General features: G+C 29.0%; 23 protein-coding genes. 17 read left to right on the forward strand and 6 right to left on the reverse strand.

Annotated features, from left to right (window positions below):
- The first annotated feature begins 88 nt into the window (after positions 1-88).
- The 12 genes from gyrA to EG856_RS03335 all read left to right on the forward strand — a co-directional run bounded on the left by gyrA (position 89) and on the right by EG856_RS03335 (position 10,960).
- A complete protein-coding gene (gene gyrA, locus EG856_RS03280; RefSeq protein ID WP_130429689.1) occupies positions 89-2,734 on the forward strand; it encodes a DNA gyrase subunit A in 2,646 nt (881 codons plus the stop codon).
- A gap of 26 nt (positions 2,735-2,760) precedes the next feature.
- Positions 2,761-4,320 (forward strand): MAG5620 family putative phospho-sugar mutase, encoded by a 1,560-nt coding sequence (locus tag EG856_RS03285; RefSeq protein ID WP_130429690.1) that lies wholly within the window; start codon positions 2,761-2,763, stop codon positions 4,318-4,320.
- Positions 4,321-4,567: 247 nt separating this feature from the next.
- Positions 4,568-5,164, forward strand: coding sequence for a 30S ribosomal protein S4 (rpsD, locus tag EG856_RS03290; protein WP_130429691.1), 597 nt, complete (start codon positions 4,568-4,570; stop codon positions 5,162-5,164).
- 19 nt (positions 5,165-5,183) lie between these two features.
- Positions 5,184-5,396, forward strand: coding sequence for a 50S ribosomal protein L31 (gene rpmE / locus EG856_RS03295; protein WP_130429692.1), 213 nt, complete (start codon positions 5,184-5,186; stop codon positions 5,394-5,396).
- 85 nt (positions 5,397-5,481) lie between these two features.
- Complete coding sequence (gene hrcA / locus EG856_RS03300) at positions 5,482-6,489, forward strand: heat-inducible transcriptional repressor HrcA (protein WP_130429693.1); 1,008 nt, start codon at positions 5,482-5,484, stop codon at positions 6,487-6,489.
- Entirely contained in the window at positions 6,489-7,322 is an 834-nt protein-coding gene (locus EG856_RS03305; protein ID WP_130429694.1) for a nucleotide exchange factor GrpE, read from the forward strand. Before hrcA ends, EG856_RS03305 begins: the two co-directional genes overlap by 1 nt.
- Before the next feature lie 12 nt (positions 7,323-7,334).
- Positions 7,335-7,778, forward strand: coding sequence for a large conductance mechanosensitive channel protein MscL (locus EG856_RS03310; RefSeq protein ID WP_130429695.1), 444 nt, complete (start codon positions 7,335-7,337; stop codon positions 7,776-7,778).
- Positions 7,779-7,858: 80 nt separating this feature from the next.
- Positions 7,859-8,113 carry a hypothetical protein gene (locus EG856_RS03315; RefSeq protein WP_130429696.1) on the forward strand — a complete coding sequence of 85 codons (255 nt, stop codon included), beginning with the start codon at positions 7,859-7,861 and terminating at the stop codon, positions 8,111-8,113.
- 135 nt (positions 8,114-8,248) lie between these two features.
- On the forward strand, positions 8,249-8,548 hold the full coding sequence (gene rplU, locus EG856_RS03320; protein WP_130429697.1) for a 50S ribosomal protein L21: 300 nt from the start codon (positions 8,249-8,251) through the stop codon (positions 8,546-8,548).
- A gap of 7 nt (positions 8,549-8,555) precedes the next feature.
- Positions 8,556-8,831, forward strand: a complete 276-nt coding sequence (gene rpmA / locus EG856_RS03325; RefSeq protein ID WP_130429698.1) for a 50S ribosomal protein L27 — start codon at positions 8,556-8,558, stop codon at positions 8,829-8,831.
- Between the two features lie 107 nt (positions 8,832-8,938).
- A complete protein-coding gene (locus EG856_RS03330; RefSeq protein ID WP_130429699.1) occupies positions 8,939-9,670 on the forward strand; it encodes a DNA-processing protein DprA in 732 nt (243 codons plus the stop codon).
- Between the two features lie 93 nt (positions 9,671-9,763).
- Complete coding sequence (locus EG856_RS03335; protein WP_130429700.1) at positions 9,764-10,960, forward strand: YitT family protein; 1,197 nt, start codon at positions 9,764-9,766, stop codon at positions 10,958-10,960.
- 51 nt (positions 10,961-11,011) lie between these two features.
- Here the strand turns inward: EG856_RS03335 and EG856_RS03340 are convergent, their stop codons facing one another.
- From EG856_RS03340 to EG856_RS03360, 5 genes are read right to left on the reverse strand one after another with little or no spacing between them, the layout of a single operon-like run.
- Complete coding sequence (locus EG856_RS03340; protein WP_130429701.1) at positions 11,012-13,981, reverse strand: AAA family ATPase; 2,970 nt, start codon at positions 13,979-13,981, stop codon at positions 11,012-11,014.
- 36 nt (positions 13,982-14,017) lie between these two features.
- On the reverse strand, positions 14,018-14,707 hold the full coding sequence (gene rnc / locus EG856_RS03345; protein WP_130429702.1) for a ribonuclease III: 690 nt from the start codon (positions 14,705-14,707) through the stop codon (positions 14,018-14,020).
- Complete coding sequence (plsX, locus tag EG856_RS03350) at positions 14,700-15,713, reverse strand: phosphate acyltransferase PlsX (protein WP_130429703.1); 1,014 nt, start codon at positions 15,711-15,713, stop codon at positions 14,700-14,702. The genes rnc and plsX overlap by 8 nt, the downstream gene beginning before the upstream one ends.
- Positions 15,713-17,338 (reverse strand): DAK2 domain-containing protein, encoded by a 1,626-nt coding sequence (locus EG856_RS03355; RefSeq protein ID WP_130429704.1) that lies wholly within the window; start codon positions 17,336-17,338, stop codon positions 15,713-15,715. The genes plsX and EG856_RS03355 overlap by 1 nt, the downstream gene beginning before the upstream one ends.
- A complete protein-coding gene (locus EG856_RS03360; protein ID WP_130429705.1) occupies positions 17,331-17,621 on the reverse strand; it encodes a hypothetical protein in 291 nt (96 codons plus the stop codon). The genes EG856_RS03355 and EG856_RS03360 overlap by 8 nt, the downstream gene beginning before the upstream one ends.
- An 85-nt stretch (positions 17,622-17,706) precedes the next feature.
- Between EG856_RS03360 and recO the strand changes: the two genes are divergently transcribed.
- Positions 17,707-18,390 (forward strand): DNA repair protein RecO, encoded by a 684-nt coding sequence (gene recO / locus EG856_RS03365; protein ID WP_130429706.1) that lies wholly within the window; start codon positions 17,707-17,709, stop codon positions 18,388-18,390.
- Here recO and recA read toward each other — a convergent pair.
- Positions 18,387-19,379 (reverse strand): recombinase RecA, encoded by a 993-nt coding sequence (recA, locus tag EG856_RS03370; protein ID WP_130429707.1) that lies wholly within the window; start codon positions 19,377-19,379, stop codon positions 18,387-18,389. The two genes, recO and recA, sit on opposite strands and share 4 nt — an antisense overlap.
- 359 nt (positions 19,380-19,738) lie before the next feature.
- On the opposite strand from recA, the gene rpsJ reads away from it, so the two are divergent.
- The 4 genes from rpsJ to rplW all read left to right on the forward strand — a co-directional run bounded on the left by rpsJ (position 19,739) and on the right by rplW (position 22,320).
- On the forward strand, positions 19,739-20,047 hold the full coding sequence (gene rpsJ, locus EG856_RS03375) for a 30S ribosomal protein S10 (RefSeq protein WP_130429708.1): 309 nt from the start codon (positions 19,739-19,741) through the stop codon (positions 20,045-20,047).
- A gap of 70 nt (positions 20,048-20,117) precedes the next feature.
- On the forward strand, positions 20,118-20,921 hold the full coding sequence (gene rplC, locus EG856_RS03380) for a 50S ribosomal protein L3 (RefSeq protein ID WP_130429709.1): 804 nt from the start codon (positions 20,118-20,120) through the stop codon (positions 20,919-20,921).
- Positions 20,921-21,892 (forward strand): 50S ribosomal protein L4, encoded by a 972-nt coding sequence (rplD, locus tag EG856_RS03385; protein WP_130429710.1) that lies wholly within the window; start codon positions 20,921-20,923, stop codon positions 21,890-21,892. The genes rplC and rplD overlap by 1 nt, the downstream gene beginning before the upstream one ends.
- Positions 21,892-22,320, forward strand: coding sequence for a 50S ribosomal protein L23 (gene rplW / locus EG856_RS03390; RefSeq protein ID WP_130429711.1), 429 nt, complete (start codon positions 21,892-21,894; stop codon positions 22,318-22,320). The genes rplD and rplW overlap by 1 nt, the downstream gene beginning before the upstream one ends.
- Positions 22,321-22,328: the final 8 nt, after the last annotated feature.

Here is a 22,328-nt window from a genome sequence, read left to right on the forward strand (position 1 = left end):
TTTGGATTTATCTAGACGAATAATCATAATTTTGGATATTATAGTATAATTTAAATATTAATTTTAATATTAAATAGCAAGGAGAATTATGTCGAATAATAAAGATAATAAAAATAAATTAGCTATTGAAAAGGAAGAAAATAAATCTAAATTTGAAGATTTTGATGAAAACATAATACCAGACGAAGAATTATTTATAGCTTTTAAAGAAGAAAAGATTGAACAAGATATTGAAGATGATGAACCTAGTCCACAAAATAAAGATGACTATGTGGTTCAATCACAAATTATTGAATCTCCTGTTGATGGTTTACATCCTGTTGAAATTGATCGTGAAATGAAAAATTCATTTTTAGAGTATGCAATGAGTGTTATTGTGTCACGAGCGTTGCCTGATGCTAGAGATGGTTTAAAACCTGTACATAGAAGAATTCTTTATGATATGAGTGAATTAGGCATAACACATTCAAGTCAACATAGAAAAAGTGCCCGTATTGTAGGTGATGTTTTAGGTAAATACCATCCTCATGGTGATTCGTCAGTGTATGAAGCAATGGTGCGTATGGCACAAGAATTTTCTATGCGTTATCCTTTAGTCGATGGACACGGTAACTTTGGTTCTATCGATGGTGATGGTGCTGCTGCTATGCGTTATACAGAAGCTAGAATGAGCAAGGTTGCTTTTGAAATGTTGGACGGAATTAAAAAAGATACTGTTGATTTTGTAGATAATTATGACGCCAGTGAAAAAGAGCCAGTTGTTCTTCCTTCGCGTTTTCCTAATCTTCTTGTTACTGGTGGTTCAGGGATAGCGGTTGGAATGGCAACTAATATTCCACCACATAATTTAGGTGAAGCTATAGACGCAACAATTGCCCTAGCAAAAAACCCACAAATAAGCATTGAAGAATTGATGAAATTTTTACCAGGTCCTGATTTTCCGACTGGAGCAATAATTTTAGGTGTTAAAGGTATTAGGGACGCCTATGAAACGGGAAAAGGTTCAATCACAATGCGTTCGGTAGCAAAAATTGAAGAATTTAAAAACGGCAAATCTCGCATTATAGTTAGTGAAATCCCATATGAAATCAAAAAAACAGCAATTATTGAAAAAATTGCCGAATTGGTTAAAGATAAAGTAATTGAAGGTATTTCTGATTTACGCGATGAATCTAATCGCGAAGGTATCAGAATTGTAATTGATGTAAAACGCAATATAAATCCACATATTTTGTTAAATAAACTATATCGTCAAACTAATTTACAAGTAAATTACAATGTTAATTTTGTTGCTCTGGTTAATGGTGAACCAAAACTCTTAAATATTAAACAAGCTATTGAAGTTTATTTAAAACATCAAGAAGAAGTTGTTACAAGAAGACTTAAATTTGATTTAGAAAAAGCAAAAGATAGATTACATATTCTTGAGGGTTTAAGAATAGCTGTGGAAAATATTGATGAAGTGATTAGAATTATTAAATCATCAAAAAACGATGCAGAAGCTCAACAGCGTCTAGCTAATCGTTTTGATTTAAGCGAAAGACAAACTAAAGCGATAGTTGATATGCGTTTAGGTCGTTTAACTGGACTTGCTATTGAAAATATGATTGAAGAAATGAATCAATTAATTTTTGAAATTGAAAGAATTGAATCGATATTAGCTGATCATGGAAAATTAATTCAATTAATTATTGATGAATTAAGCGAAATTAAAAATAAATATTCTGATGAAAGAAGAACATTAATTGATTTAGAACTGGGTTCTCAAATAACTGACGAAGATTTAATTCCTGTACGCGATATTGTTATCACAACATCTTCAAAAGGTTATGTTAAAAGAATTGATTTAGAAGAGTATAAAACACAAAAACGTGGTGGTGTTGGTGTAACCACTATGAAAACATATGATGATGACGACATCGCCTCTTTAATTACATGTTCAACTCATACAGATTTATTATTATTTTCTAATTTGGCACGAGTTTATCGTATAAGAGCACACGAAATTCCAGAATTATCTAAACAATCTAAAGGTGTTCCGTTTATAAATTTAGTTCCTACTTTAAATGTAAAAAATAATGAAAAAATAGTTTCTATATTACCGATCAACGAATACAAAGAAAATGAGTATTTATTTACAGCCACAAAATTTGGTATTATTAAAAAAACTTCACTTAAAGAATATCAAAAAATAAATACTGGTGGCAAATACGCATTTAATTTACGTGAAGATGACGAACTTGTTAGAGCATTAAAAGTAAACGATGAAGCGTTAATAATGTTAGCCAATAATCATGAACGTGTTGTTAAGTTTTTCTCATCTGATTTTAGACCTTTATCAAGAACTGCTTACGGTGTAAAAGGTATTGATCTGGATGCAAATGAACATGTTGTTTCTGCTTCATCAAATTTAGAAGGTGATATTGTTTTAACAATTGGAAGTTATGGTTATGGTAAATTGACTAGTCATGAAGAATTTAGATTAATTAAACGTGGTGGTAAAGGGGTTAAAGGAATAAACACTAAACTTGCTGGTAATATTGTATTTTCGCGCTTTGTAAATACTACAGATGAATTGTTAATTATTACATCTTCGGGTACGACTATTCGAACTAAAATTTCTGATATTTCGCTTGTAGGAAGAGCAAGTAAAGGTGTTAAATTAATAAATTTAAAAAATAAAGAAACAATTCAAGCTGTAGAAATTATTAAAAATGAAGTTGATTCTTTATAAACTAAATTAAAATTATATTAATACTTATGAAATCAAATTCACGATCGCCAAAATCAGATAAAGATTCACTATTAATTGTTAATAATTCATTAATTTTTCAACACAAAAGTGAAAAAAATCCGCTTTCAAAACAATCCTTAGTTTTGCTTTCTAGTGCTATTGATACAGTTTTAAAACCACAATCAAATATTTTAATTTCTCTAGAAGGAGTTAGTCAAAATCAATATATCAAAAAAATTGCTTGTTTTTTACAATACCAAAATCATAAAATATATGAGTATGATAAACATGTTTCAATACCACTAATGGTCGATGAATTTGTTTTAAAAAATGAAGCAATTGATTATTTAATTAAAATTAGCATTTCAATTCAAAATCAGTTAATTAAAATTCAAATTAAAGACAAAAATTTTGACAATCTTAACTCACAAACTATAAATGAAATAAAAAACATCTACCAAAAAAAACCGTTTTTTAACTTTGATTACAATTCCCGGCAATTTGAACAAATAGAATACAAAAAATATTTAGACTTATTAACTTCAAAAGAGCAAATTCTTAAACCATTTTTACACATAAAACAAAGATATTTATCTACTCATTTGCTTTCATACACAATGAAAACAAATGCAGATATTTTAGAAAAATTGCTTATTAATAACGAAAGTCGCAAAACATTCAAAACTCTTCGTAAACCACATAGTTTTAAATTTTTAAAATTTTTAGCGCTTTTTACTAAACGTAGACTGCTTAAGCAAAACATAAAAAACATTTTTCATATCGAAGCTAACTCACAATTAAAGGTTGGTTTATTACTAAATAATAAATATCGTTTTTTAAGTTCAAATTTTTTAGCACTCATATATTTAGATTTTTATCTTGAAGAATACAAGCGAAGTAAATTTGACATTTCTCAATTTAAAATTCTAATTCCTTATACTGCTAATTATGCGGTTAAAGATTTATTAAACCAATATCATATACAATGAGAATATTTCGATGAAAATACTTACAAAAAGTACAAAAACGATAGGAATTTTGTATTCGCCTATACAGAAAATTACTTTATGCCAAATCCACAATATTCGTTAGAATTTAACAATTATTATTTTTTCGCCTGTCTTGAATGAATGTTGAATTCGTATGTAAATAGAAACAATTTATTGAATTATAAATATAACAAATTAATTGAAACTTTTGGTATTGTTAAAACCAAGCATGAAGAATATAAATTACAGCCCAAAAATATTAAATACATAGCAAGTTTTATACGGAATTTATATAGTGGTAAAAAAGATAAAGAGTGAGCATTAATGGAAGTTATTGAAAAATGAGATAATGGAAAATATTATTTATTTCGTGTTGAAACAATTAAAAAGCACGAAATACTAATTTATTATGATTATTACAAAAATAAAATTTGTGTTGATTTAAAAATGTGTATGGTTTATCAATATCGTTCAAATTATTCTTTTTTAGACCATTTTAAGCTACAATTTAAAATTTGAAAAATCACAAATATGTTGCGTAAATATGTTAAAAAACAGAAAAAAAGCGAAAAACAACAAAGCAAACTTAAGATTTAACTATCAAACTAAAATATGTTAATTTTCTTTAACATTTCATGTAAGATTTAAAAATCTATATTTTAACTTTTATATTAATATTTTTTTTATATAATTCATAAGCATATTACAGCTGTTAATCATAGTTATAAATTATATTTATTCATAATGGATTTGAAAGTAGGGTTGCTGAAAACCGAAATCATTAAATAAATATTAAATTACTAGAGATTATCCCTTTTGATGTTTTATGCAGAAAGAGGAAAACATGAGATATACTGGTCCAGTTTTTAAAAAATCACGTCGCTACGGTTTTTCAATTTTAGAAACAGGTAAAGAATTTTCTAAAGGTAAAAAGAGAACCTATGCCCCTGGTCAACACGGGAATAAACGTGCTAAATTATCTGATTACGGACTTCACTTATACGAAAAACAAAAAGTTAAATTTGTTTATGGCTTAAATGAAAAACAATTAAGAAAATTATTTGAAAAGGCAACAAAACTTAAAGGTGTTTTGGGTACAAATTTAATTCAATTATTAGAGTCTCGTTTAGACAATTTAGTTTATAGAGCCGGTTTTGCTAATACAAGAAGACAAGCAAGACAATTAGTTGCTCACAACCACTTTACTCTAGACGGTAAAAAAGCAAACATTCCTTCAATGATTGTTAAAGTAGGTCAAAAAATTGCTCTAAAAGAAAAATCACAAAAAAATGTACAAATTACTACTAATTTAGCAGAAAAACGCACTTCAAGTTGGTTAACACTAAAAGAATTTGAAGCTAATTTTGATCGCTTACCTGAAAGAAGCGAAGTATTACCTGAAATAAAAGAAAACTTAGTTGTTGAGTTCTATTCAAAATAATAAGGTTTAGGAGAAGTTTATGAAAAAAGATATTCATCCAAAATATAATAATGTTAAAGTTACATGTTCAACATGCAATACAGAGTTTGAATTTGGCACAACAAAATCAGCCATTTCAGTCGATGTGTGTTCAGGTTGCCACGTAGCTTACACAGGTGATAGAGCAAAAACTAAAGCAACAGGTATGATTGATAGATTTAATCAACGTCTTGCTAAATCAGGTAAAAAATAATTTTAATAAACGCCAATTGGCGTTTTTCTAATACTATATTTAGCACTCAAATGATAAATTTGCTAAAAAATGATATAATAACATTATGAGTAATTTTGTTTTAAATCCAGACAAACAATTTATTTTAAAATCTGTAATTGATTTATATATCGAAACAGGGCAGCCTGTTGGCTCATCAACACTAGTTGAACGTTTTAGTATTAAATTTTCAAGTGCAAAAGTTCGCTATATTATGAATGAACTTGAACAATTAGGTTATTTAGAAAAAACATATAGCTCAAGCGGTAGAGTTCCATCGATAAAGGGTTATAAATACTATGCTAATTATTTAGTTTTACACGATTCGTACTCATTAAGAGAAAAAATTAAAGATATTTTTGCCAATCGCCGAACAAATGTTGATGAAACAATTAAACAAGCTTGTAAAGTTATTTCAGATACTATTGGCTTAACATTAATTACTAGTGAAACTAATGAAAATTCAACCCTGAAAAGTATTCAATTAGTACCATTAAGTGTTGATATGGCAACTATTGTTTTAGTTACATCTTTTGGCGAGGTTAGTCATAAAACAATTAATATTGATTTAACAAAAAGTGATATGGAAGATTTAAGGATCGCGATTCGTATTTTTAAAGAACGCTTAATTAATATACCGATTTTAAAATTAAGAGAAACAGCGGATAGTCTTGCCCCTATTTTAGCTACTCAAATAAAAAACTATGAATCCATTCTTGAAAGTATGGTTAATAAAGTTTTTGATTTTGAGTTGCAAAATAAAAATGTTGTCTATGGTAAAGATAAAATCGTTCTTGTAGACGAAATATCTCGCCGTGATCTTTCTAATATTTTGTATTTAATTGAAAATCAATCAATTTGAAAAACAATTGAAGGTGATAAAACTGATGAAGATGCCACCTTAAAAATCTCGGTGCGCGATGATCATAGTTCTATAATCACTAAAAAAATTGAGGGTAATGATAACAAAATTAGGGAAATAAGTTTAATTGGTTCAAATCGAATGAATTATCATAAATCAATCGCTGCAATTAAATTACTTGAAGATTTAATTATAGATAAAGGAGAAAAATAATGAAAAATTTAGAATTAGGTTCAAAAATTAAAGTTGATGTTAAAGTTTTTAATGAGGGAAAAATTGTTAAACAATTGACAAAACGAAATTTTTTGCTAACTTTAGGACAAAATCAAATAGTTGCTGGCCTTGATGAAAAAATTATTGAAGCAGGCTGAAAAGAAAAATACACTATTCCGTACTTATTTCAAAACACTAATGATCAACAAATAGATGGCAAAACATTAAACATAGAAATTTTTAACTTAACTTTTAAAAAACGCTTTTCAAAAAAAGAAAATAAAGAACAACTAAAAATATCTAATTTAACGGCCCAAATTGCTGAATTAAGTAAAATAAATTCACAATTAAAGCAAAAATTTGAAGTTTTAGAAGACATAAATAACGATTTAAAAGAAAAAATCCGTGAATTAAGTAATAAAATTGCCGAAAATAAAAGAATTACTGTACCAGATGAAGAAGTTAAAAAAATCAAACAATATGCTTTGCAAAAATTTTTCGAAGAATTTAGTAGTCCTTATTCAACTTTAAAAGCAGCGATTAATTCAGGCATTAATCTTGATGATGTTAATGTTAAAACTTATGTTAAAGGTTTTGAAATGGTTTTAGGAATGGTCGAAAATGTTTTTACAACACACGGACTAAAAATAATAAAACCAAATGTTGGAGATATTTTTGATCCAAATTTACAAAAGGCTATTGATTTTGTTATTGATAACGATAGGGAAACAAACACTATTGTAAAAGTTAGTTCAGATACATATATGCTTTTTGATAGAGTTATTAAACCTGCTGTTGTTGTTTTAAGTAAAAAAGAACAATCTAATATTTAGGAAGTGTAAGTTATGAAAAAAAATAACAATCACATAAACAAATTTAAAACAGCTAGTAAAGATGCCTGAAGTTTAGTTAAAAAGAGCAACATGTTAATGCTTGCAATTGGTCTTTTGATTGGAACTTCGTTTAATACAGTTGTGCGTTCATTAGCAAATGATGTTATTTTGCCACCAATTGCTAAATTATTTGGTTTTAATCAACTTGAAAAATGAACTATCGGTGGCAATGTTTTAATTGGTAAATTTTTAGCAGCATTATTAGCTTTTATCATTGTTACTATTGTTATTTATTTAGCATTAATGATAATTTTTATGATTAAAGCAACAATTGATTTTCGCAAATTATTGAATTTACAACAAAAACCAAAACCAGAACCTGAGCCAACAACCGAAGAATTGATTTTAGCTGAACTAAAAAAAATGAATGAAAATTTTGAAAAAAAAGAAAGTTAAAAACTCATATGCAGTTTTTAATATTTTTTTCCGTTTTTTTAGGTTCTTTATTAAGCAGCATATATTGATTGGGAGGTAAAATGAAATATAAAATTAAAGAAATTCCAATTAAAGATCAGGTTAAAATTTATGGTGGTAGTGCTCTTTCAGTTTTTACAGCTGTTGCTCCTATTGTAATATCTGGCATTAGTGCTATAGCAAGCGTGATTCGAATGTTTACATCTAAATCAGGTGAAAATAAAATAGGCACAAATTCAATAAAATGAAATAATGAACCGGCAAAAGCAGTTGAAAACGTAATGAGTAAAACAAAAACAATTTATTTAAGTTATTAAATAAACAAAATTATTTTATTTATGAACATATGTAATATAATTGTATCGTTACTTTTGTAACCATTCTGAACGGGTCTACAAGTATGTTTAACATCACCCTTAAGATGAGCCACAAAATTCAGGAGATTAATAGATATGTTCGCTATTATTGAAACTGGAGGCAAACAAATTTTAGTCAAAGAAGGACAAACTATCTTCATCGAAAAAATTGCCGGTGAAGAAGGGACAAAAGTTAAATTTGACAAGGTTTTATTGGTTGGTGAAAAAATTGGCCAACCATATCTTGAAAAAGCATATGTTGAAGGAGAAATCCAAAAACAAGGCAAAAGCAAAAAAATTATCGTTTACCGTCACAATGCCAAATCAACACACAAAAGAAAATTAGGACACCGTCAACCTTATACACGTGTTCTAATTAATAAAATTGTAGGATAATTTAGAAATGGCACACACGAAAGCTGGTGGTTCCACTAAAAACGGTCGTGATAGTCGCGGCCAAAGACTTGGTATTAAATTAGGTGATGGTCAATTCTGTACAGCAGGTTCAATTATTTTCCGTCAAAGAGGAACAAAAATTTTTCCTGGCACAAATGCCGGAATTGGTAAAGACGATACAATTTATGCTTTAATTACAGGATACGTTAAATTTGAAAAACGTAGAAACCGTACATATGCCTCAGTATATGAAGAGAGAGTTGTAACTCCAAAAAACAAATAATAAAAACCAGCAGTTTGCTGGTTTTTTATTTGATTTATTAAGAATTGATAAAAAAGTTCTTTTTTTAATTCTATTGTGCACAAATATTTATAAATATTGGAGGTAAAATGAATGAGTTATTAGTTTATTTTTCATATATTAATCGTGGCGATAATTATAAAATATTTAAAGATTTAGTTAATAAAAAACGCGTTGGAGAATCACATATCCAACAAGTATTAAACAATTTAAAAAAAGAGCAAATTAATTTTATTACTGTCTTTGATGATCAATACCCAAAAGCATTAAAAATGTTAAAATATGCTCCATATGTAATTTATTACAAAGGAAATTTAGATATTTTAAATAAAAATTTAATTTGTTTAACAGCAGACATAAAAAATTCAAACATAACTAAATTTATTGATAAAAGCATAGAAAATTTTAACAAAAATTTTAGTTTAATAACCACTGATTTTAGCGAAATAGATCGTGAAATAAGCAAGTATTTTCGTCAAAACAATAACTATATTGTGCATGTTTTAGCAAGTGGACATTCATTCTTAAATTCAAGCATTGACATTAAAAATGAATTATATATAAGTCAATATCCTCCACAAGTTAATCCTAAATTACAAAGATTTAAAGAAAGAAATGTTATAACAGCAGCAATTGCTAAATATTTAGTTATATATGGTTCAAAACAAGGTTCTGGAATAATAAATTTAGCGACATATTTTAATGATTTTGGTAAAAATGTTTATTGTTATCCAAGTTTAAATTTAGAAGATGGCAATAATTTTTTACTTAAAAATGGTGCAAATTTAATCACTCATGTAGCTGATGTGATAAATTATTAAATGAATAAAAATATTGAATTTATTGAACGAAAATAAACATTTTTAATATTAAAATCTACATACTAAAAAAATAAATTTATTTATAATATCTCTATGAATTTTCAAGACAAAAAAAATAAAAAAACTGAACCACTTGCAGTGCGCAAAGTAAATCAAAAAATTAGGGAATTTAAAATGGGTTCGTATGCCTACGATTTTGAAAACCCACACGAAAAAGAAGTAATGCATAAACATAAATTACAGTATATTCTACGAACTTTTTATATGTTTTTAGTTGCAATTTTATTCAATTTTGGTGTAATTGTGTTTTTACAAAAATCTGAAACTATTCCATCTGGTCTTTCTGGTATACCGATGTTAATTACCCTAGTTTGAACTAAATTAAAACCATATTTTGCAGTATTATATTTGGTATCGAATATTCCCTTATTTTTAATTTTTTGACGTAAAACTAAATTATCCTTCAGTTTACATACATTAGAATTTATGCTTTTTCAAATTGTAATAAATTTTTTATTAACTATAGGTGGAGAAAATTCTGTTGCTGCGTGGTCACAAAAGGTATTTAATATCGCACCGGGTTGAGAACAAGTTATTGAGGTTATAGACAAAAATAATGGCACAAAACAATTATTTGAAAATTCGATTACATGACCAATTTTAGCGAATGGTTTAATTGGTTCGGTTTTTGTAGGAGTTTCAATTTCGCTTGCTTGAAAATTTGGTGGTTCAACAGGAGGTACTGATATCATTGCTTATTATTTTTCAACCAAAAAACAAAAAAGCGTGAGTTGAATGTTATCAGTATTTGCTATAGGCTCAACAATAATTTTTCTAATTATTTTTTCGTTTGCTCGCAGACATCTTCCAACTGCTAAAATAATATATTTAGCTGACGGTACTCAACATTATCAAATGATTAATCAACGAGTGGTTATTGGTATGCGTGAATTAACTACTTTTGTTTATATTATTGTTGTTAATGGTTTAATTTCAGTTTTATATCCAAAATATAAAAAAGTTAATGTTGAGATTTCATGTGGCACATCATTTGCGCGCATTATTGAATATTTTAAAGAAATTAAATACTGACATGCTTATTCAATTTTTACTACCCAAAGTGGTTATACGGGTGAAAAAGTTTATAAAATCAATACAACAATGTTGCTTTTAGAAACAAAAAATATTATTAAAGATTTAAGAGCAATTGACCAAAAAGTTTGAATTAGTATTAAGCCTACATACCAAATTCATGGAAGTTTTAATACTCATTATGTTGATCAAAACTAATTAAATTTTAAAACATCATAGATCACCTATGATGTTTTAAATAAATCATTATTAAATATCTTCGTCCATTTCTTTTTGCTCATCTGCCACTAATTTTTTAGCATCGGCTAATTGTAAGCTAAAAAATGTTGTAACACCACGATTTTGCATTGTAGCCCCAAACAAAGAATCAACTCGCGACATTGTACCATGGCGGTGTGTAATAACTAAAAATTGTGTTTTAGCCTTCAATTCTTGTAAATATTCGGCATATCTAACAACATTAGCCTCATCTAAAGCAGCTTCAACTTCATCTAAAATACATAAAGGTAAAGGTCTTGCTTTTAAAATGCCAAATAATAATGAAATTGCTATTAGTGATTTTTCACCACCTGAAAATAATTTGATGTTGGCGATATTTTTACCAGGAGGTTGAGCTTTAATTTCAATTCCTGATTCTAAAATGTCGTTAGGATCGCTTCAATATAATTCAGCTTTACCACCACCCAACATTGTCGCAAAAACATCATTAAATGGTGCGTTAACATCATCAACAATGCTAGTTAGTCGCGAAATAATTATTTTATCATTTTCGGCAATTGATTTTTCAATTTTATGTTTAGCTTCGCTTAATTCGGCAAAACTTTTACTAAAATTATTAAATCTTTCTTCTTCTTCAATTAATGCCTCAAGCGATTCAATATTAACATTCCCTAATTTATCAATTTCTTCGCGTAAATCACGCACAATTTCTTCAGCCTGTTCGCGTGGTAATTCTAAATGATAATTTTGTGAGGCAGATTCAAAAGTCATTTTGTATTGTGCAGCTAATCGTTCACGTGATTGATCTAATAATAATTTTGAACGATCTTTTTCACTCAATTTATTTGCATATGATAAAACTAATTGGTTAAGTGTTGAAGAATAATCATTGCGTGTTAAGTTTGTTTGTTCAATGTCGTTATTAAGCAATTTAATTCTCTGAGCTTTTGCACTTAATTCAGATTCAAGAGTAATTTTTTTAGTATTTAAAATTTCCAAATCATTTTGCGCACTTTTGGTGTTTTCTTTATTTTGATTATTGAAAGATTGAATTTGGGCGTTTAGATTGTTAAGTTTAATTTCAAAGCTATCTAAAGCGTTTTGTTCGTTAGTTTTTTTAGAAATTAAAGTTGAAATTTGGCTTTGTAACGATGAGTCTAATTCGTAAGATTGTTTACGTGAATTTTCAACCTCGTGTAATTTAGTTAAAATTAATTGAATTTGAGCATTAATTCCGGGAATTAAACCTTGTAATTCTTTAATTTTTTCATCAAAACCTAATAAACTTTGTGTTTTGTCCTTAGCACCACCAACAATTACACCGCCCGGTCTAATAGTATCACCATCCATAGTAACAATCATATAACGACGTTCTAATATATTAGCAATTTTATTGGCTTGATCAATATCAGAAGCAACTATAACATTACCTAGTAAGAATTTTTTAAGAATATCAAATTCGCTTGAAGTGGTGACTAAATCAGCCGCGATTGCGACAAAACCAGGATGACCTTGAATACCTAATAAATGATCATCGCGCACATATTTGGCTTGTATTGAGCTTAGAGGAATAAATGTTGCTCTTCCACCGTCATTTTGTTTTAAGAAATTAACTGCTTTAACCGCAGTTTCAGATTTATCTACAACAATATGTTGAGTTGCGTTTGCTAAAACTGTGTCAATTGCACGAATATATTGATTGTCAATTTTGATTAAATCAGCTACTGTACCTTTTAAAGGTTTACCAAAAAAAGTTTTATTTTCTAAAATTGTTCTAGTACCCTTAAATAATAAAGTATTAGATTCTTTTTGTTGTTCTAAAACTTGTAAATGTGTACGAATTTTAGTTAAATCATTTTCTTTTTTATTTTTTTGGATATTCAATAGACTTATTGCTTCTTCGGCTTTTTTAAGTGCTGCCCGGTTTTCGCTAGTACGAATACTCAAAACTTGGATTTGTCTATCTACTTGTTGGATATTTTTGGTGTGAGCCTGAGCTAATTTTTGATAGGCCGCTATTCTTTCTTCATTACTTGCACTAATTTCACCCTGAGCAATTAAACGCTCACGAGCCGTTTCTTCTTTGAGTACCAGTTCAATATTACGTAATCTCTCGTTAATTTGTTTTAATTCTGTGTCTAATTCTTCGTATTGTTTTTGAGCTTCAATTCTAAAACTTGTACTTTGGCTAATTTTAGTTTCACATTCTTTAATTCTTTCGTCTAAATTACTTTTTGTTTCTTGAACACCATCTAATTCTTGTGAAAGAGATTCGTATTTTTGACCAAAAGTTTTGATGTTATCAACCAGCAAACCAATTTCAACTTGTTTTAATTCGTCGCTTTTAGCGATAAAAATTTTGGCTTTTTCAGCTTGTTTTCGTAGCGGAATTAATTTACGCTCAATTTCTTTAATCCGAATGTCAATTTTTTCTAAACCTTCTTGAGTACGAGCTAACTTGGTTAAAGCCTCTTTTTTTCGAAATTTATATTTAGATACACCAGCTGCTTCTTCAAATATCGCTTTACGCTGTTCGGGTGTAGATTGAGCAATATCTGAAACTGTCCCTTGTGAAATTATTGCTAAACTCGATTTACCAATTCCAGATTCCATTGCAATTTCTAGAATATCTTTTTGACGACATTCTTCACCATTTATATAGTATTTATTTGAACCATTACCACGTTCTAAAACACGTGAGATTGTGAAAATTTCGTGTGGTATTGAATTATTTGCTTCTTTGTTGTCGAATGTTAAAGTAACTTCGGCCTTATTCATTGCTTTGGCTGTCGCCGATCCTTGAAAAATAACATCATCCATTTTATCACCACGAAGTTCTTTAGCACTTCGCTCACCTAACACTCAACGAATCGCGTCATTAATATTTGACTTACCCGAACCGTTAGGGCCAACAATACCTGCTACTCCTCCATCAAAACTAAGAGCAATGGGATCAGCAAATGATTTAAAACCATGAGCTTCTACTTTTATTAATTTCATTTTTCCTCCCCAATTATTATTTATATTATATTGATATTATTCAGTGTTGGCAAGTTTTGTTAATGCGTCTTTTGCGGCATTTTCTTCAGCTTGTAGTTTGTTTTTGCCATAACCCTCGCCAAATATTTGGCTATCATGCATTGCTTTTGAATGAAATTTATTTTCTAACATTGTGGTTTCATAAGTGACTGAAGTGCGAGAAAATGACTGGATATATTCTTGGAATAATGTTTTTGAATCTTTAAGTTGATTTTGATTTATTTCAATTTTGAAAAGAGTTTGTTGTAAGAAAGTATTAACTTTTTGGATGCCTTGGTCTAAATATAAAGCCCCAACAAAAGATTCAAAGATATCAGCTCCCACTTTTTCTGAACGCATAATTTCTTGGTGCATCAAACCTGGCCCTGTCAGGAGAAATTTTTTTAAACCCAATTGCGTACTCAAGGCGTTTAAACTTTTAGTTGAGACTAATTTTGAGCGCATTAAGGTTAAATTACCAGCGTTAGACTGGTTGTATTTTGAATATAAAAATCTCGAACTAAGAAATTGTAAAATTGAATCACCAAGAAATTCTAAACTTTGATAATCAATTGCGTCCGGTGCTGATTTAGAACTCTTTTTAAAACTAGGATGGGTAAATGCTGCTGCGTAATCTGAAAATTTTTTGTAGTTAATATCATATGTTTTTAAAAACAAAATAAAATCTTCAATATATTTTTTATTCATTTTTACTCTCTAATGTAGATTTAACTTTTTGTAAAACCTCGCCTTCAAGTGCAATTTTAATTTGGTTTAGTGCACCCATATAGGCTTTGTCATCACTTGAACCGTGCGATTTGATTGCCACTCCATCAACTCCTACTACCCATGCTGCCCCAACATTACGATAATCTAATGTTTCAGCCACATCTTTAAAAGCGTTTTTAATCATTAAAGCACCAATTTTTCGCCACGCATTAAGCATAATTTTACTTTTTAATAATTTTTTAAAACTTAATATCGCACCTTCAAGACTTTTTAAAACTAAATTACCACCGTAGCCATCAATAACCGCTACATCACAAACCGCATTTAAAATTTCTCGCGGCTCTTTAAAACCGATGTAATTCAAATTTTGGTTTTGTTTAAGAATTTGGTGTGCTAATTTAATATTTTCGGTGCCTTTATTTTCTTCAGTTCCAATATTTATTAAACACACACGAGGTGTGTTTATTTTTAACATTACTTGTGCAAAAACATTTGCTATAGCTGCTCATTCAACTAAATATTGTGGTTGTGTATCAATATTTGCCCCCACATCTAGCATCATAAATTTACGTCCCGTGATTGTTGGCATAATTGGCATAAAAGCAGCACGTGAAACATTTTTTAGTCGTTTTAATTTAAATGTATTGGTTGCTAAATATAAACCACTATTTCCTGAACTCAATACTGCATCAGCTTTACCATTTTTGACTAAATCGATTGCTGTATTCATTGAAGTATTTTCGTGTAATGCTGCTCTAAAGTTTTCAGGCTCTAAACTGGAATTAGGTGAGTTAATTATTGAAATGTTTTGAGGTTTTTGTGTAAAACCTAGAACTAGTGTTGAATTAATTTCGTCTTCGTCGCCGACTAAAATTATTGTGAAATTAGGATTTAATTTTGCAAAATTATACGAAGCAGTTACGGCTGCTAAAATACCATTGTCATTGCCCACGATGTCAAAAGCAATTGTATATTGTTTATTCATTATTCAAATCCTATGATAAAGTGGTAATTTGGCTGACTTCCATTATATATTTCAATTTCAACATCGTATTTACTTTCAATAAAACTTTGAATTTCACTAGCCTCTGCTTCGGAAATATTATTGCCATAATATACTGAAATAAATTCATGATCGTTTGTGATAGTTTTATCTATTAAATCTTTAGCGGCTTTTATATAATTTGATTGATTTGTAATAATTTTACCACCCACGATTCCAATATAACTTCCTTTTTTAATTTCAATGTTATCAAACTTTGTATCACGAACAGATTGTGTTATTTCACCGGTTGTAACTGTTTTAATAGCTTCGTTTAATAATTCTAAATTGGATTTTGCGTCTAAATCGTGATCAAAATTCAACATTGCTGCTATACCTTGTAGTTGACTTTTTGTTCGTATAATATATACATTTTTGTCATTAATTATTTTTCCAGCTTGTTCTGAAGCTAAAAAGATGTTAGAGTTATTTGGTAATACAAACACATTTTTAGAATTTACTGAATTTATTGCGTTAATAATGTCTTGGGCTGATGGATTTTGTGTTTGACCACTTTCAATGATTGCGTCACAACCTAATTCTCGCATACGAGCAATTATTCCTGGACCTAAATTGCACGAAACAATGCCACATTCTTTTTCGTCTTCGAAAGACTGAGAATTAGCTAAATCTACATTTTTATTGCGAGTTTGTTCAGCCTGTAAACTCATATTTTCAGATTTAATTTTGACAAATTCACCATATCTTTGCCCAAAATTTAATAAATTTCCTGGTTTTAAAGTATGGCCATGGACTTTTAGAATTTCATTATCTTGAACTACAACTAAACTTGTAGCTTGTTTACCTATTTCTTTTTCAAAATGTTTTTTATTAAAATTTTGATAATTGTTTAATTCGATGATAAATTCTGTGCAATAACCAAATTCACCACTATACACTTCATTGTCTTGGATAAAAGTGTTGATATCATTTGCATCTTTAGTAATTGAAATCGGTTTACCTTTGATAAACGAGTTCATACCCACCAAAAATGTGTAAAAACCTTCACCTCCAGAATCAGTAACACCTACTTCTCGCAGCACTTTTAATAAATTAGGTGTGTTATCACAAGATTTACGGGCAAATTTTTCAGCAAGTTCAAAAAATACTTGAAAAGTTGTATTTTTATCAATAATTTTACTTAATTCTTCAGTTGTTTCACGAATGACAGTTAAAATCGTTCCTTCAATTGGCTTTAGCACGGAAGCATATGCTTTTTCAGTAGCTTTTTTAAATCCATTTAATAAACCTATTACATCAACGCTTTTTGTATTTTCAAAAGCAATTGAAAATCCTTTAAAAATTTGACTTAAAATAACTCCTGAATTTCCTCGTGCTCCGAATAACATACTTTTAGAAAATTTTTGAGCAATTTCTCCTAGATTGTCATTATTGCGATCAATAGTATCAATAGCCGATTTTACTGTTGAAGACATATTTGTTCCAGTATCACCATCAGGTACTGGAAAAACATTTAATGCGTCAATTTTATTTTTAGCATTAATTAAATTATTTGATCCAGATAAACATAAATCATAAAACATTTTACCGTCTAATTTATTAGTCATTATTTAGACCTCCTATTAAAATATTTAATTTACCTAATTTTTGGTTCTTTTTTCTAAGAGCAAATCTTAGCAAAGAATTAATTGCAGTAACAATATTTTTTAAATTACTATTTTTTAAAATTGTTATTGAAGCCATAAAATCCCAAACATTATCGCGATAATTAACAATCACACACTCACTATGAATATGTGTTTGCTCATCATACGGACATTTAATGCTAAAAACTCCTGGTGTTGATTGGAGTATATCAATAAAAATTTTACTCACTTCAGATTTGTTCACTTTGCCCCCAAACTTTATTTTGTCAATTATTAAATAAAGTTCTCATATTATATTAAAATAAAAATATAATGTATTATATAAAAATATGGCCGAAACTATACAAAATGCAATCATATTAAATATTAGTGGTTCACCAACAAGTATTAATGATGCATTTGTTGATTTTTACACTCGAACTGGTCGTATGCGGCTTTTAGCTAAAGGAATCAATAAACAAGGTTCAAAGAATCGTGCTAATTTGCAAATAGGTTCAATTAGCCAAATAGAATATTTTAGTGCCCGCAAAGTCAATAGCATTGGGCGACTTAAACGCTCAAATTTAATTGAAAACATTGATTACTCAAATGAGCAAAATTTAAAATTCGTTGCCAAAATTTTAAATATTTTTGAGCAAATAAAAAATAAATCAGTAAGACTATTTGACGCTTACTGATCTGCTATTCAAAAATTACATGAAACTTCTACTGATAGATTAATTTTATTTATTTTGGCTAACGCACTTTCACATTTCGGCTTAATGCCGATTAGTGATCGCTGTGTTGTGTGTCAAAAATATACTAATTTATGTGATTTTAGTTGGTATTTAGGTGGTTTTTTATGTGCTGAACATAAAAAAAATATTCGTTGAAATAAAGAACTAAAGACTATTTATTTTATGTTTTATGATATAGATAAATTTTTGGCAATGGCCAATGATAATATTGTTGCTTTTTTAAAGCATGAAATATTAGAATATTACCGCAATAATGGTATTTATTTTGAAATTTAATTTAAACTTAATTTTTCTAGCTCGCTTCTTAATTCGACATTTTGCATTAGAATTTCTTTTAATGCTTTTTTACCTTGACAAAGATTTTCACCTTGATAAGCAAATCAAGAACCTTTTTTAACTAATATGCCTTTTTGTGTGGCTAATTCAATTAGTTCTCCAAGTGAATCTATACCTTTACCAAAAATAATTTCAGTTTGAAACGATTTGAATGGCGCCGCTAATTTATTTTTAACTACTTTTACTTTAATATCGTTACCAACAATTTCTTTACCTTCAACTATACTTGATACTCGACGAACTTCTAAACGTATTGAGGCATAAAATTTCAATGCTCTTCCACCTGTTGTTGTTTCAGGGTTTCCGAACATTACACCAATTTTTTCCCGAATTTGGTTAACAAAAATAATAGTTGTATTTGTTTTATTTAACGAAGCGACAATTTTGCGCAATGATTTAGACATTAAACGAGCGTGTAAGCCTATTTGATTATCCCCAATTTCACCATTTAATTCAGCTTCAGGTACAAGTGCCGCCACTGAATCGACAATAATTAGATCAATTGCTCCACTTTTAGCTAAATAGTCCACTATTTCTAGAGCTTGCTCGCCACTATCAGGTTGAGAGATAATGACTTTATTTGGATCAATTCCTAAATTAGCGGCGTAAATTGGATCAATAGAATGCTCGGCGTCAATGAATGCGGCAACACCACCTTTTTTTTGTACTTCAGCAATGGCATGTAAACATAATGTTGTTTTACCTCCGCTTTCTGGACCAAAAATTTCAATAATGCGTCCTTGTGGATAGCCGCCAATACCTAATGCTTGATTTAATAAATATGAACCACTTGGTATTACATCGATTGTGGCATCTAAATCTTGTGAATCAAAAAACGTTATCGCCTCTTTACCAAATTTTTTAGTAATTTCATTAATTGCTTCTTGTACAGCCGGGTTTAATTTTATTTCTTTTTTATCTTTTTCCATATGTCCTTTCGCTATACTAAAAAAATTTTTAAACCTGAAATATTATTAAAAAACTTTTTTATTATTTTTTTTGCTTGTTTAATTAATTTACTGCTCATTTATAATTATATTTATTTCTAAAAATATAAAATAATTGCCTTTATTTAGGGTTTTAACATCACTAGTTAAAATTTAAACAACGCTTATTGGTGTTTCATATTTAATTTTTTTATTTTTTCGCTTTGAAAATAAATAATTTATATTAGAATATTAAAGCAACTATACTTAGAAGCATAAGGTTGTTAATTAGTCATTTTGTTGTTGAGGGCTATTAAGAAATTTATGTGGAGTATTGTTCAAAAATGAACAAAGGAGACAACATGAGTAAAATTAATATTAAATTAAAAGCTTTTGAACACGAGCAACTTGATTTTGCTGCGAAAAAAATAGTTGAAATCGCACAAAAAAATAATGTGAAATTTTCAGGACCTGTAGCTGTGCCAACAAGAAGACACGTTGTTACAATTCTTAGATCAGTTCACGTTAACAAAAAATCTCGTGAACAATTCGAAGCAAGAGTACACCAAAGAATTGTTACTCTAATTAATGCCGATGCTAAAACTTTAGACCAAATTCGTAGATTCGAATTTCCTGCTGGAGTACAAATTAGCGATATTAAAACAAATTAATTTATTTTACAAATAAAATCCAACTTCAAATGAAGCAATGGTCATTATTTATTAATGTTTAAGGAGATATATGAAAGGAATCTTAGGACGTAAAATTGGTATGACTCAAATTTTTACTGAAGAAGGATTATCAGTTCCTGTTACAGTAATCGAAGTTAAACCAAATGTTGTGTCAAAAGTTTTAACAACTGACAAAAATGGTTATGTTGCAACACAATTAGCAGTTGAAGAGTTAAGAGCAAGTGCTGTTAATAAACCACTAAGTGGTCAATTTAAACAAGCAAACACAACACCTAAGCGCTACATTAAAGAAATTCGTGGTATGGATGGTTACGAATTAGGTCAACTAATTAAAGCCGATATTTTTAAATCTGGTCAATTAGTTGATATCACCGGTACTTCAAAAGGTAAAGGTTTTGCCGGAACAATTAAAAGATGAAATCAACATATTGGACCTAAATCACACGGTGGTGGTGGTGGTAGCCAACCTGTTAGACAAACCGGTTCATTAGGAGATATTGCCGGTAATAAAGTTTTTAAAGGTATGACAATGCCAGGACATTTAGGTGCTGTTCAAACCACAGTTCAAAATTTAGAAGTTGTTAAAGTTGATGTTCTAAATAACTATTTATTGGTAAAAGGCTCAATTCCAGGTCCTAAAAAATCTTTAGTAGTTATTAAAGAAGCAATTAAAGGTTTACCAGCTCATAAACCTATAGTATTAGTTGATGTTGAAGAAGTTATTAAAATGAATGATCTTGTTGAAAGAGCAAAAAAATACGGAATTGAAGTTAAAGTTGGAATGCACTCAAGTGAATTAGAACCGCTAATTCTTGAAGCAGAAGCAAATGAAGATACACAAGGAGATAAATAATGGCTGTTAATAAATTTTATTTATCAGAAAAATTTGACAAAGACAGAAACATCTCTTTCAATCTTAAAAAAGAAGGTGTTAAAAAAGTTAAAAACTTCAAGACTTTTAAAGAAGGTTTAGAAGAATTTGAAAAAGATGCTACTAAACTTGAAGGTGAATCAAGAGTGTGGTTCCACAGAAATGGTAAATTCTCAGGTTCTATTGCTACTTCAAAAGTTAAAACAATTATTCAAACACTAGCAACTAATAATGTTAAAGAAGAAGAAAGTATTCAATTTTTAAATGAAGAAAAATTAGTTGATGTATCTACAACAAAAACTAAAAAAGAAACAAAATCTACTCAAGTAGAAGTTGAAAAAGTTGACAAAAATACTAAATTTGAGTTTGATAACTCTAAATTACCAAGCCAGTTATTCAATTTAGAAAAAATTTATCAACAAGCAATTTTTGACACAATAATGTCAGAAAGAGCATCAAAAAGACAAGGCACTCACTCAGTTAAAACTCGTGCCGAAGTTAGAGGTGGTGGTAAAAAACCATGAAGACAAAAAGGAACAGGGCGTGCTCGTGCTGGTTCAACCAGATCTCCTATTTGAGTAGGCGGTGGTCGTGCTTTTGGTCCTAGAACTGAAAGAAATTACAATCTTAAAGTTAACAAAAAAGTGAAAAAAGCCGCATTTTTCAGCGCACTTACTTTATTAGCACAAGATAAAGCTGTATTGGTAGATGATTTTAAATTAGACAAAATTTCAACTAAAAATGCTGTTGCTAAACTTCAAAAATTAAATATTGCAAACGTTAAACATGTTTTAGTGGTTTCAAACGATACAACAGTATATAAATCACTAGCCAATGTTGCTAATGTAGCAGTTATCAAACCAAATTCAGTTACAGTTGAAAACTTAATTTGAGCAGATGTATTATTATTATCAAACGAAGGCTTAAAAACATTCGAAGGGAGAGCTAAATAATGGAATTAACTCAAATTATTCGTAAACCTATCCTGACCGAAAAAACAAACCTTCTACAACAAGAAAATAAATACACTTTTGAAGTTGATTACCACGCAAATAAATATCAAATTAAAAACGCTGTTGAATTTATTTTCCAAGTGAAAGTTGAAAATGTTAACACAATTAAAGTAGGCAAAAAAGCTAAAAGAATAGGGCGTTATAGTGGTTTTACAAACCGTTATAAAAAAGCAATTGTGACTGTTGCAAAAGAAGATAAAATTGTATTTTATCCAAATGAAGCTGAGGCACAAGATGAAGTTAAAGCGGCACAAAAAAGTGCAAAAATTCAAGAAACTAAGCAAGCTGATAAAGCTAGTGAAGAAAAATTAGCACAAAAAATTGCTGCTAAAAAATCAAAGAAAAAATCATCAAAAGATGAAAAATAATTGAAGAG

Source organism: Mycoplasmopsis phocirhinis (assembly GCF_004216495.1).
GTDB classification, from domain to species: domain Bacteria; phylum Bacillota_I; class Bacilli_A; order Mycoplasmatales; family Metamycoplasmataceae; genus Mycoplasmopsis; species Mycoplasmopsis phocirhinis.